General features: G+C 49.7%; 12 protein-coding genes. 9 read left to right on the forward strand and 3 right to left on the reverse strand.

Annotation, left to right across the window (positions count from 1 at the left end; all coding sequences use genetic code 11):
- Positions 1–594: 594 nt before the first annotated feature.
- The 9 genes from NDI45_RS16730 to uraH all read left to right on the forward strand — a co-directional run bounded on the left by NDI45_RS16730 (position 595) and on the right by uraH (position 8,959).
- The gene (locus NDI45_RS16730) at positions 595–1,734 is read left to right on the forward strand and encodes an ABC transporter ATP-binding protein (protein WP_190792421.1); all 1,140 of its coding nucleotides are present in this window, start codon (positions 595–597) and stop codon (positions 1,732–1,734) included.
- Between the two features lie 281 nt (positions 1,735–2,015).
- The gene (locus NDI45_RS16735) at positions 2,016–3,098 is read left to right on the forward strand and encodes an ABC transporter substrate-binding protein (RefSeq protein WP_199296603.1); all 1,083 of its coding nucleotides are present in this window, start codon (positions 2,016–2,018) and stop codon (positions 3,096–3,098) included.
- A gap of 55 nt (positions 3,099–3,153) precedes the next feature.
- A complete protein-coding gene (locus tag NDI45_RS16740) occupies positions 3,154–4,260 on the forward strand; it encodes an extracellular solute-binding protein (protein ID WP_348248000.1) in 1,107 nt (368 codons plus the stop codon).
- 12 nt (positions 4,261–4,272) lie between these two features.
- Entirely contained in the window at positions 4,273–5,133 is an 861-nt protein-coding gene (locus NDI45_RS16745; RefSeq protein WP_348248001.1) for an ABC transporter permease, read from the forward strand.
- Positions 5,134–5,153: 20 nt separating this feature from the next.
- On the forward strand, positions 5,154–6,011 hold the full coding sequence (locus NDI45_RS16750) for an ABC transporter permease (protein WP_190792425.1): 858 nt from the start codon (positions 5,154–5,156) through the stop codon (positions 6,009–6,011).
- Positions 6,011–6,373, forward strand: a complete 363-nt coding sequence (locus tag NDI45_RS16755; RefSeq protein ID WP_348248002.1) for a hydroxyisourate hydrolase — start codon at positions 6,011–6,013, stop codon at positions 6,371–6,373. The genes NDI45_RS16750 and NDI45_RS16755 overlap by 1 nt, the downstream gene beginning before the upstream one ends.
- A 5-nt stretch (positions 6,374–6,378) precedes the next feature.
- Positions 6,379–7,104 (forward strand): aspartate/glutamate racemase family protein, encoded by a 726-nt coding sequence (locus tag NDI45_RS16760; RefSeq protein WP_190792427.1) that lies wholly within the window; start codon positions 6,379–6,381, stop codon positions 7,102–7,104.
- A 9-nt stretch (positions 7,105–7,113) separates the two neighbouring features.
- Positions 7,114–8,538, forward strand: a complete 1,425-nt coding sequence (locus NDI45_RS16765) for an amidase (protein WP_348248003.1) — start codon at positions 7,114–7,116, stop codon at positions 8,536–8,538.
- Positions 8,539–8,596: 58 nt separating this feature from the next.
- Positions 8,597–8,959, forward strand: coding sequence for a hydroxyisourate hydrolase (uraH, locus tag NDI45_RS16770; protein ID WP_348248052.1), 363 nt, complete (start codon positions 8,597–8,599; stop codon positions 8,957–8,959).
- 681 nt (positions 8,960–9,640) lie between these two features.
- On the opposite strand, the gene arsH is transcribed toward uraH, so the two are convergent.
- The 3 genes from arsH to NDI45_RS16785 form a co-directional block, all read right to left on the reverse strand.
- The gene (arsH, locus tag NDI45_RS16775; protein ID WP_190792431.1) at positions 9,641–10,306 is read right to left on the reverse strand and encodes an arsenical resistance protein ArsH; all 666 of its coding nucleotides are present in this window, start codon (positions 10,304–10,306) and stop codon (positions 9,641–9,643) included.
- 90 nt (positions 10,307–10,396) lie between these two features.
- Positions 10,397–11,647 carry an MFS transporter gene (locus NDI45_RS16780; protein WP_199296604.1) on the reverse strand — a complete coding sequence of 417 codons (1,251 nt, stop codon included), beginning with the start codon at positions 11,645–11,647 and terminating at the stop codon, positions 10,397–10,399.
- A gap of 115 nt (positions 11,648–11,762) precedes the next feature.
- Complete coding sequence (locus NDI45_RS16785) at positions 11,763–12,212, reverse strand: ArsI/CadI family heavy metal resistance metalloenzyme (protein ID WP_348248004.1); 450 nt, start codon at positions 12,210–12,212, stop codon at positions 11,763–11,765.
- Positions 12,213–12,292: the final 80 nt, after the last annotated feature.

Raw genomic sequence — 12,292 nt, forward strand, 5'->3', positions numbered from 1 at the left:
TTAGACATTTGAAAAGCTCGATCGAGTTTGTAGGATGAAAGCACTTCGATTGCAGCTGCAAAAGATAAAACGATGAAGAATTAATCATAAAATTTCTGACAATTCCAAAAACTAAACAATAAATTACTTGCGCAACAAAATAGAGAATATGTAGATGGATGCGAACGAAAAAGTTGCTTTAATTACGGGAGCAAACAATATTAGCCTCAAGGACAGATAACTTAATAATTTAGAATTTGCAGCGAGACTGGCTCAAACTTCTTATGGTTTCCTTGCTAAATCATACAATTTGGTAGTTTTTGGCAGTTTTTGAAACTAATTCGCTAGTTGATTCACCTTGAATCGACAACTTTGTTTCTTACGATACTCTTTCACTTTGTGCATCCAGTACATTGATTAATTAAAGATTACAGCATAGTAGTAACGCTATTAGTTCAATCAGATTAGTTCAATCAAATTAGTTCAATCAGAGTATTTTGATTGCTCTATCAATTGCTCTATCAATTGCTCTATCAATAGAGATGGAGATTTGGCAAAGCAAGCGGCAGTTCATTCCTGCCTAATATTTATTCCCGCCTAATAAGGATGAAGCGCATGAAGTCAGTTGAGCAGGTTCGATCGGTTGATACGTCTGCCCTAGTATCCGAAATTGATTCGGGAAACAGTCTTGTGCTTGAGCAGATCGTGCATCGTTTTGGTGAAATGGTCGCGTTAAAAGATATTAATTTGAATATCCAGCCCGGTGAATTTGTCTCGCTGCTGGGACCGAGTGGCTGCGGCAAAACAACGCTGCTGCGAATTATCTCCGGCTTCCTTAAACCCAGTTCTGGCAAAATTTTGCTGGATGGGCGATCGGTGGAAACGCTCTCAGCGAGTCAGCGGGGAGTCGGGATTGTGTTTCAGAACTACGCCCTGTTTCCGCACATGACCGTTTGGGACAATATTGCCTATGGCTTGAGAGCGAAACGGATGCCGAACGCCAGCGTCAACAGCAAAGTGGGAGAAATGCTGGAACTGGTGCAGCTTGGGCATCTGGCAAAACGTTATCCCAGCGAGCTATCAGGTGGACAGCAGCAGCGGGTGGCGATCGCCCGTGCCCTGGCAGTTGAACCAAAGCTAATGCTGCTCGATGAACCGTTCAGTGCCCTAGACAAAAATCTACGGCTAGATATGCAAATCGAGATTCGGCGACTGTTGAGCAAGCAGGGCGTAACGGCGATTCTGGTGACGCATGACCAGGAAGAAGCGATGAGTATGTCCGATCGAATTGCGGTCATGTCCCAGGGCGAAATTCACCAGTTTGATACACCCAGTCAAATTTACGATCAGCCTGCGACAAAATTCGTCAGCACCTTTGTCGGAACCTGTAATTTGCTGCCTGTAACGCTGGTAGGACGGGAGACCTCAGACTATGTGGTGCAGGTTCCCGGAGGAGGACATCTGCAAGTGGCAAGCCAAACGCCAATTCAACCAGCTAGCGATCTGCTGCTCGCAGTCCGACCGGAAAACCTGCGAATTCAAGCCCAGCCGACCGTCTATAGCTTGTCCAGTACGGTGGAGATGTGTTTGCCCCTGGGAGCGGTGACTGCCTACGAGGTGCAAGTCTCGCCGGATACCAAAGTGAAAGTGACGCAGCCTCGGGTTCCGGGAACTCGTTTGCTGGAAAAGGGGCAGCAAATCTATCTGGAACTCGCTTCTCCCCACGCCTGTTCGCTGTTCCCAACTGTCAGCTAGCGTTTTGTGTTTGTATTTCTGTTTCTTTTGACTTTCGTTTTGCAGTGTTATTCATCTGCATGGCTACTTATTCGCTGCATTGCTATTCCTTCGCCATTCATTCGTTGATTTCCATGAGTTTCATTGTTGGCGTTGATTGATAAAGCAGTTAAAGGGGACGTGAGAGCAGATTTAGTTTTTCAGTCTGATTTTCAGCCGGAAATTCAAGCCATTGTTCACCTTTGTTCCGCAATCTCTTTTTACATCCGCTTTCAGGAGTTCTTCAAATTATGGATTATGGTATGAAACGCCGGACTTTTTTAGGCGCAAGCTTCGGGGCTGGCTTGGCGATCGCAGGTTTGAATTCCTGTGCAAATCAGACCCAGGCAGAAGGCGATGAAGGAAGTTCGGGTGGTCGCTTGGTAGCAGCAACTTATCAGGGGAACTGGGAAGATGCTCACCGCAAAATCTTAGTTCCTGCTTTTAAGAAAGCAACCGGGGCAGAGGTTACTCTGGTTCCCATGTTTGCTGTGGATCAGGTGGCGCGATTGCAGGCTGCGGGCGCAAATAATTCACCGTTCGATGTGGCAATTCTCGATCCAGGTCCGCTGATTACTGCTCCGAAAGATCAAATTTTACGGGCATTTCCAGCAGATAAAAGCAAAAACTTTGCTGATGTACTGCCACGCTATCAAAAGTCGGGAGATGGCGACTGGGGACCCGTTATTGGGCTTCAGTTTGTTGGCATTGCCTATAACCCGAAGAAAATCACCACTCCTCCAACCTCCTGGGCTGATCTCTGGAAGCCAGAATACAAAGGGCGCGTTGGAATTACCAACATGAGCAGCACCCTAGGCACAGGCTGGATGGTGGAAATTGCCAAAATGCACGGTGGCAGCGAGGCAGATCTGGAGCCTGCGTTCAAAGCAGTAAAGGAACTTTTGCCCAATGTGGGTGCGATCGCGCCGAACCTGGGTGCGCTGGGCACGCTATTTCAGCAGGGCGAGATTGATATTGCGCCGCACAACCTCAGCAGTATTGCCCTTCTGCAAAGCAAAGGCGTAGATGTAGACTGGACGATTCCCAAAGAAGGTAGCTATGCGTTTGGGGCTTCGATGCACGTTGTCAAGAATCCGGTCTCCAATGCGGATTTGGCAATCGCTTATATTGATGCCGCCCTCAGCACTGAGGTGCAAACGGCAATGGCAAGTGAACCCTACTTCATTGCGCCTGTGAACAAAAACGCGCCACTGACAGGAATTCTGGCAGAAAAAGTCGCCAAAACATTCAATGACTATGAAAAGTACATCTACCAGGATTGGACAACGATTAGCAAGAATCGATCGGAGTGGATTGAGCGATTCAACAAGGAGGTAACGGTTTAATCTTTTTAGGTTGATTCTTTTGTCATTGCAGTTCAATCCACTTAAGGAAACTTTGATGTCAAATCATGAAATCGTTCGCATGACCCGCCGAGCGATGCTGGGAGCCACTTTGTTTACTGGGGCAGGCTGGGTGCTGAAAGGCTGTACGACAGGCTCAGCTCCTGACACCACAAGCAGTACGGCAGCCAGCACGGCAGGCGGCAAGCTCATCGCTACAACGCTACCCGGATCGTGGGAGCAATTTAACCGCACAGTCGTTGTGCCTCAATTCAATGCGGCTACGAATGCAGAAACTTCTTTAGTGCCGCTGGTGTCTGCCGATCAAATTGCCAAGCTGACAGCTTCTCCTGGCAGCCCGCCTTTTGATGTGGTGTCTTTGGACTATGGCGTGTTTGATGGCGCACCGAAGGAAGAACTATTTCAAAAACTGCCGATCGATCAGCTCAAGAACTACGGGGATTTAGCCGATCGGTTCAAAAGTCAGGATATCTGGGGGCCGTTGATTGGAGTTCAGGCAGTGGGCATTGCCTATAATCCCAAGGTGATTACAACACCCCCGGTTTCCTGGGCAGATTTATGGGATGCCAAATATAAGGGTCGGGTTGCACTGATGGCCATGAAGAACAACCACACGATCGGCTTTATGCAAAAAATTGCCAAAATGAACGGCGGCAGTGCTGAAAATCTTGACCCGGCATTTGTTCAGCTAGAAAAGCTAGTGCCGAATCTGGCGGGAGTAGTTGCCAATGCTGGGGCACTGATCACGCTCTTTCAACAGGGAGAGATCGACATTGCACCACATGACTTAAACAGCGTCAAACTGCTCCAGTCAAAAGGCGTGGACATTGACTGGATTATGCCGAAGGAAGGCGGCTTTGCTCTGACTCCGACGATGAGCATTGTCAAAAATCCCAATACCAGTGTCGATCTGGCTGCTGCCTATATTGACACAGCAATTAGCACCGATGTTCAGACCAAGATGACCGAAATGAGCTATGTCCTGCCTACGAACAAAAACGTGCCTATTCCCGCTGACATTGCTCAGAAACTTGGCAACAGCCTAGACGAAATTCTGCCCAAACTGGAGCTTTTAGATTGGGCAACAATTAACAAACAGCGGACCGAGTGGGTCGGACGATTCGATAAAGCGGTTCAAGCTTAAGAGGGTTTCATTATGGCTGCCAAGGGATTTGCGTGGTTATTTGCGCGGCGCGAAGGGCAATTGGCTCTGCCGCTGGCAATCTTTCTGCATTTGTTTTACGTCGTACCGCTTGCGGTTTTACTGGCTTCTAGCTTTCAGCAGGCTGCGGGCATGCCGGGCTTTAGCCTGGGGCAGTACGGCGAATTCTTCAGCGATCCGGTGAACCTGAAAGTTTTGCGCGACACGGTTTGGCTTGGCATTCAGGTGACGTTGGGCTGTTTAATTCTGGGCTATCCCGTCGCTTATGTGTTTGTCAATGCTCCTGCTGCCTGGAAAGGAATTCTGACGTTTTTGATTCTGCTGCCACTTCTAACTAGTGCTGTAGTGCGAACGTTTGGCTGGGTTGTAATTCTAGGCAAGCAGGGATTGGTGAATTCGTTCTTGCAGAGTTTGGGATTAATTTCAGAGCCAATCAAACTGCTGTTTACGCATCATGGGGTAGCGATCGCCATGACCCAAATTCAGCTTCCCTTGATGATTCTGCCGATCGCCGCTTCTCTCTCGCAGGTTGATCCACGCTTGGCGGCTGCTTCAACAAGTTTGGGGGGCGGAGCCTGGCGCACTTTCTGGAAGATCATTTTTCCGCTGACGTTACCGGGCGTGGTCTCTGGTTGTCTGCTGGTATTTGCAATTACGGTCAGTTCGTTTGTCACGCCTTCGATTATTGGGGGTGGTCAGGTGATGTTTATGCCGACGCTGATCTATCAGCAGGCGGTCGTCTTGCTGAATGGTCCGTTTGCGGCTGCCGTTTCTGCGATTTTGCTGGCGGTCGTGCTAGCGGTGGTGGTGGGACTCAGTGCACTGGGTCAAAAGAGCCGTGCCTATATGCGCTAGGAGTCAACTAGGAGCTAATGATGTCAATTGCTGCTTCCAAAACTGCATCAGCGCGATCGTCCTCTCACCCATCGCCTCAAATCGATCGGCTTTCGTTTAACTGGGTGATGGGCGGCATTGCTGCCTTTAGTCTGCTGATGCTCACCCTGCCGACCCTGATTGTCCTGATTGCGTCCTTCAGTTCTGCCCCAACGCTGCGGTTTCCGCCGCCCAGTTTTTCGCTGCAATGGTATTTGGCGTTGTTTGACTATCCCGAACTCTGGTCGGCAGCCGTCACCAGCTTTCAAATCGCGCTGTGGGCAACCCTGCTCTGTGTCGTTCTGGGCGTTTGCGCTTCTCTTGCAATGGCGGGAAGTCGTGCCCGCTGGGTATCGGCAATGGATGCGCTGGTCATGTCACCGCTGGCATTACCGGGAATTGCGGTCGGTCTGGGAATGCTGACTTTTTTTAGCATGATTGGCTGGCGGCTTTCGATTCTCACACTCGTTATCAGTCATGTCGTGATTTGTATTCCCTATGTCGTTCGCACCACGCTCGCCAGTTTGGCTCAGCTGGGTAACTCTTTGCGTGAAGCGTCAACGGTTTTGGGTGCAAGTCCAATCTACACTTTCTTTCATGTCACATTACCGCTGATTAAACAAGGTGTGATCACAGGTGCATTTATGGCGTTCCTCAGCTCGTTTGACAATATTACCGTTTCGCTATTCTTATCTGATTCTAGAACCGAGGTACTGCCCATCCGGATGTGGTCAATGATTGAAAATGATTTAGATGTCCGAGCGGCTGCTATTTCGGGTCTGCTGATTCTATCAACTGCGCTGCTGATGATATTGATGGAGCGTGCTTCTGGATTATCTAAATTCCTGGTTAAATCCTGATGGCGGGTGGAATTTCGGTTCATGTGGTGGATGTGACTCGCGGGTTGCCTGCGGCGGGAATGAAGGTCGAAATCTTTCAGCTTGGCGTACCCGCACCGATTGCTTCAGGCATCTTGTCGAGCCAGGGGACTTTAGACCATCCGATCGCCCATGGAAAAGCTCAGGGAGAGAAGGTCGAACCAGGTATCTACAAGGCAGTTTTTCATGTGGGCGCGTTCTATCGTCAGCTTGGATATCCGTTGCCCGATCGTCCCTTCCTGGATGTGGTTCCGTTTCGATTTGGCATTGATGCAATCGAACAGCACTACCATCTGCCGCTGAAGGTTCCGCCCTGGGGATTCTCGCTGTTTCGGGGTGGATGAAGGTGATGACAAAACGCGTGCTGCTGGGAATGCTCACCCCTTCTTCTAACACCGTCCTGGAGCCGATCACGAGTGCAATCGTTGTCGAGTTGCCCAATGTCTCGGCTCATTTCGGGCGATTTCGCGTCACGGAAATCTCGCTGCGGGAACAGGCACTCGCGCAGTTTGACAACGCCCCTTTGCTAGAAGCGGCTCAATTGCTGGCAGATGCCCAGGTTGATGTGATCGCCTGGAATGGAACGTCAGCGGGCTGGTTAGGCTTCGAGGCAGATGTGCGGCTTTGTCAGGAAATTACCGCCGCGACGGGTATTCCGGCAACGACTTCTGTGCTGGCACTTGCTGAAATTTTGCGGAATCGTCAAATCACCCAACTCGGACTCGTCACGCCCTATCTGGGTGAAGTGCAGGAGCGAATTATCGCCAACTTTGCCCGCGAAGGGTTTGACTGCATCGCCGAGCAGCACCTCGATTTATCTGTCAACTTTGATTTCTCAGAAGTAACGCCTAAGAAGATTACCTCGATGATTTACCGGACTGCGGCAGAACGACCTCAGGCGATCGTCACTTTCTGCACGAATCTGCGGGCGGCTCCTTTAGTAGATGAGCTAGAGCAAGCATTGAGCATCCCCATTTATGACACCATCTCGGCAGTGGTCTGGAAATCCCTTAAAATCGCAGGAGTCGATCCCACCCCTGTAAAAGGCTGGGGACGCTTGTTTACTGAATCATGACGCTAAATCATGACTGCGATTCATCAACTTACCGCCACCCAACTTGCCCAGGCAATTCGCAATCGACAAATTCGTGCCGTAGAAGCGGTCGGTGCTTGCTTTGAGCAAATCGATCGCCTCAACGATCGCCTCAAGGCAATGATCACGCTTTGCCGGGAACGGGCTGAAGCTGAAGCAATTCAAGCAGATGCCGCGATCGATCGGGGTGAATGGGTTGGGGCACTACACGGCGTTCCCTTTACTGTGAAAGACTTAACGCCCACGGCAGATGTTCGCACCACCTTCGGGTCACCCCTTTATCGGGACTATGTGCCGCAGCAGGATGAACTTTGTGTGGCGCGATTGCGATTTCCCCTTCGGGGAACTGCGAAGCTTACGGCAGGGGGAATTTTGATTGGCAAAACGAATACCCCAGAATTCGGCATGGGTACTCACTGTACGAATGCGCTGTACGGACCGACTGCCAATCCCTATGACCCCGATCGCAGTTCGGGCGGGTCAAGCGGGGGGGCAGCCGTTGCGGTCTGTACCGGAATGAGCTATCTGGCGCAGGGAACCGATATGGGTGGGTCATGCCGCACACCTGCCAGCTTTTGCGGGATCGTTGGACTTCGCCCCTCTGCCGGACGCATTCCCCGTCGTCGGAAGCCGCTGCTTTGGGATTTTCTAGATACAGATGGTATTCTGGCACGAACCGTCGAAGATGCTGCGCTGATGCTTTCAGTGATGGCAGGCGTAGACGATCGTGATCCGCTTTCGAGGAGCAGTTCCGCCTGGACAATGCCGGATTTTTCACCTTTGCTGCGATCGCCCGTCCGGTTGGCTTTCAGTCCATCGCTCGGCATTGCGACGATCGATTCTGAAGTCGAGGCAGTATTCCAGCAGGCAATTGCTCAGATTGCCGCTCATTTACCCGTTAAAGCGGCTCATCCAGACTGCTCAATGGCGACCTTTGCCTTTGAAACCCTCCGTGCCGCAACCTTATTGCACAAGCAAAAATATCACTACGAAAAGTATTCCCATTTGCTGTCTGAAAGCGTTCGCTGGAACATTGAGCGAGGCATTGGTATCTCCGCCGCCGATTTGCTGCAAGCTGAAGCCGACCGCGATCGCCTTTATCTCAATTTTCTACGCTTTTTTGAATCCTACGATATCCTCGCTACTGTTACTGCCAGTATTCCTCCCTACCTCCATACAGAGCTTGAAATCTTGGAAATTAACGGTATTCCAATGCAGACGATTATTGACTACCTCACTATCACCTATACCATTTCCCTCACAGGTCTTCCCGCTGTCTCGATTCCCTGCGGTTGGACATCCTCTGGTTTGCCGATTGGGATGCAGTTAGTAGGTAAACCGGGCGGTGAAGCAGCCTTGCTCCAATTCGCCTATTTTCTACAAGAAACTCTAAACTTTCGTCACCGTTGGGTTTAACGCTCCGAATTAAACGCTCCAAATTAATTATTCAGGCACGATGAAGGACTGCAATGCAATGGTTGGAAAACTCTCGACTCACGTTTTAGATACAGCCCACGGCTGTCCGGCGATCAATGTTGCGATCGAGCTTTGGCGAGTTAATCCTGAATCAGGTGAAAAGACTCTATTAAAAACAGTGCGTACCAACCAGGATGGTCGCACAGATGCGCCGCTGCTGACAGAAAACGAACTTCAAGTCGGGGTCTACGAGCTAGTTTTTGGCATCGGTGAATATTTTGCCCAGCAGTTAGAGAACTTACCGAGTCCTCCCTTTCTCGATCGCATTTCCATTCAATTTGGCGTTGCTGACTCCACCGCTCATTATCATGTTCCATTGCTCGCTGCTCCCTTTGCCTACAGCACATATCGAGGCAGCTAAAAAGCGTGTGAAGTTAGGACGCAGGGATTTGTGCTCCCCACCTATCTCCATCGGAAGACAACTTATCGAACCTGTTCATGGAAGGAATGCAAGTTAGTTTTTGTATCTTAATCACAGAGGTGGCATTCGATCGTTCAAATTGTGATAGGAATCCGGCTATAGAGTAACGCTATAGAATGGAGAGATGGGATGCACAATTACGCTAAACAATCCCTATTGCAACGGCGCATCATCGCTATCAATCGCTCTACCTGTATGCCTTCGTTTGTCCTCAGAGTGGATTAACCCAGTGGTTCATCCTACCGAGAGTCAGGGTGCCTTGGTTCAATCGAGCGTTGCAGGAGTTTACCCAAGCGGTCAGGGCAGGAGCCAACAAGCAGGTTTTATTAGTGATTGATGGAGCGGGGTGGCATTAAGCCAAACAAGCCGTTGTCCCCCAAGGCATTCATCTGGAATTCCTCCCGTCTTATTCTCCAGAGTGACAACCTGCTGAACGTTTGTGGCAATTGAGCGATGAACCCTTAGTCGATCGCAAGTTTGAGAACTTGGATGCACTCGAAGAAACCTTAGTATCTCGCTGCAATATCCTTACAGCCAGGCCAGAAGTCATTCGACAACACACCCTTTTTCACTGGTGGAAGGAGGCATAAAATAGTGTTACTTTACAATCCGGATTCCGTATTACATCTGACTCAGATTAACGCCATTGATTGTCTTACCAATGTCGCTCATAGACTCCTGAATGCCCTTTTCCTTACGTTCACTGTAGCGATCGGTCAGATAATCCACCTGATCGCGCAGCAGCAAGGTGAACTTGTAGAGTTCCTCCATCACGTCTACCACGCGATCGCGGTAGGGCGAGTCTTTCATCGTGCCGTCCTCATTGAACTGCTCGTAGGCCTTGGCAACCGATGATTGGTTGGGGATTGTGAACATCCGCATCCAGCGACCCAAAATACGCAGGGTATTAACGGCATTAAAAGACTGAGAGCCGCCGCTCACCTGCATCACAGCTAGTGTTCTGCCTTGAGTGGGACGAACAGCTCCAATACTAAGGGGAATCCAGTCAAGCTGGTTTTTCAGAGTGCCCGTAATCTGACCGTGCATTTCTGGGCTTGACCAAACCTGCCCCTCAGACCACAAACTTAACTCGCGTAACTCCTGCACTTTGAGATGAGTGTCAGGAACGCTGCTATAGATGGGAAGTTCACGAGGATCAAAAAAGCGAACCTCTGCGCCAAGTTCTTCAATAATGCGGGCAGCCTCTTCTGCCAAAAGACGGCTGTAGGAGCGTTCACGTAGCGAGCCATACAAGAAAAGAATTCTGGGCTTGTGATTGAATGACATGGTTCAACAGCAGCAAAGTGACAACCGAAAACTGGTAGAAAATGAGCGTTGAGTCAGCTTCAGTAGAGTTGAAGACATGAACAATTCCCTTTATTTAAAAATGTCAGGGTAAACGATTTGCCTCAACACAACCGCTATCCAAAACCCTACAGCTAAAATCAGGGTTGCTAAAAAGAGTGCCGTCAGAACTGCATTGTAGCCACCCGTTCTTACCCAAAGCATCGCGATACCGACCGGAGCTAAAGCCTTTGCAACGAGAGATGGTGCAATAATGGCACTGTTAATCGTGCCATAGGAGTGGCGCGTTAGCATTTCAGGAATGGCAACTCCCCTCACGATCGTCATGACCCCATTGACTGCCCCATAAAGAACAGCAATGCTAATCAAAACAGTTAATGTTGGTGGTAGCCAAGCAATTCCTAGAAATACCAGGGGAAATAACGCAACAACAAAAGAGCCAATCCTCTGAATTGAAGCGTGTGGAGCAAGTTTCCACACCCAGAGCCGTCCTACAACTTGCGCTGGACCGATGACTGCTAAAACGGTTACCACCTGTGCTGAGTGCAACCCCCGCTCCAGTAGCAATGGGTAAAGGTGAAAAGTAAAGGCAGAAAAGACAGCAGCATAAACCATGAAAGACAACAGCAGTGCCCAGAAAATAGGGTTCTGGAGTGCCCAAGTTATTGTCTGACGATTGTTGAGTTCAGATGATTTTTTCAGGAGTGAAGCTGGCAGGGGAGCAAGCTTCGGCTGGATCACTGCTGCATAAAGGCTGGCACAAATCACGATATTAACGGTTCCCAATACCATCAATGTTTCACGCCATCCGACCTGTGCCAGTAGCCATTCGGTCAGAGGAATGAAAACGGTACTGGCGAATCCACCCCAAAGCGTTAATGCAGTAATCCCCTGCCGAGCTTTGTCTCCGCCCATTTGATTTGCAATCACCGCAAAAGCAGGCTCATACAGAGTCGCTGCCTGCAAGCAGCCAATTCCTGCAAAAATGATGTAGAACGCAATCAAACTGGAAATTTGCGACCAGCCTATCAGGAGCAGTCCTGCCAGAAGCGAACTGAGAGACATAATTCTTCGTCCGTAGCCTCGATCGATCCCGGCTCCAACGGGGTAAGCTGCAATGCCAGAGAGCAAAAGCCCCAATGTTGCTGCCCCGTAAAGACTCGTCTTCGTCCAGCCAAACTCAGTTGACATCGCTTCTGCAAGCAGCGGGAAACTGTAATAGAGCGAGCCCCAGGAACAGATTTGAGCGACTCCTAAAGCACTAATAAACCGCTGGTCTGCTGGACCAAAACGCATCAGGCTAGTGAAAGGTTTATTGCTCATGATGGCTCTTATCTGATGAATTGGCATATGCAGACTGCAAGAGTAGAAGGCTGTTTATCACCGTCCGCTGATTCGGTTTCTGGCTTATCACACGGGATGACGAACAGCCCTTTGCTTAAGCGCAGCAGGTTTTAACTGGCTGAGTTTGCGATCGAGTGCTGCATGAACCCACATTTTGTTCGGAAGCTGTGTCTGCCACCTTGACCACAAAGATTTCCCAGCGGTTGCCGTCCGGATCGGTTACCCAAACCTTGTCCTGTAAGGCATAGCAACAGTCCGTATCCTGTTCCTCAAAGGTTGCCAAGCCTGCCGCTTTAAAACGATCGATCGCCTGCTTCACAGCTTCGCTGCTGTCTACTTGAACGCCCAAGTGCGAGAGTGCCCCGTGTGGCTCAACTTGCTGGGTCAGATTCAGGGTGAGATTGAGAGCAGGATTGTCTAAATCGAACTTGGCATAATCCGTTTTATGTTTGACTGGGGTAACACCAAACATTGCCTGGTAGAAGGCAACAGACTTTTCGAGATTCGTGGCTTTCAATGCAACATGAGCTTTAAACATTGTCATGATTTTTCTCCTAAATAGAACTTGTTGAACTTTCTTATTGAACTTTGAGTAGAGTGTGTCAATATATCGAACATTGATAA

The organism is Leptolyngbya sp. GB1-A1 (genome assembly GCF_039962475.1).
Lineage (GTDB): Bacteria > Cyanobacteriota > Cyanobacteriia > Elainellales > Elainellaceae > Leptolyngbya_A.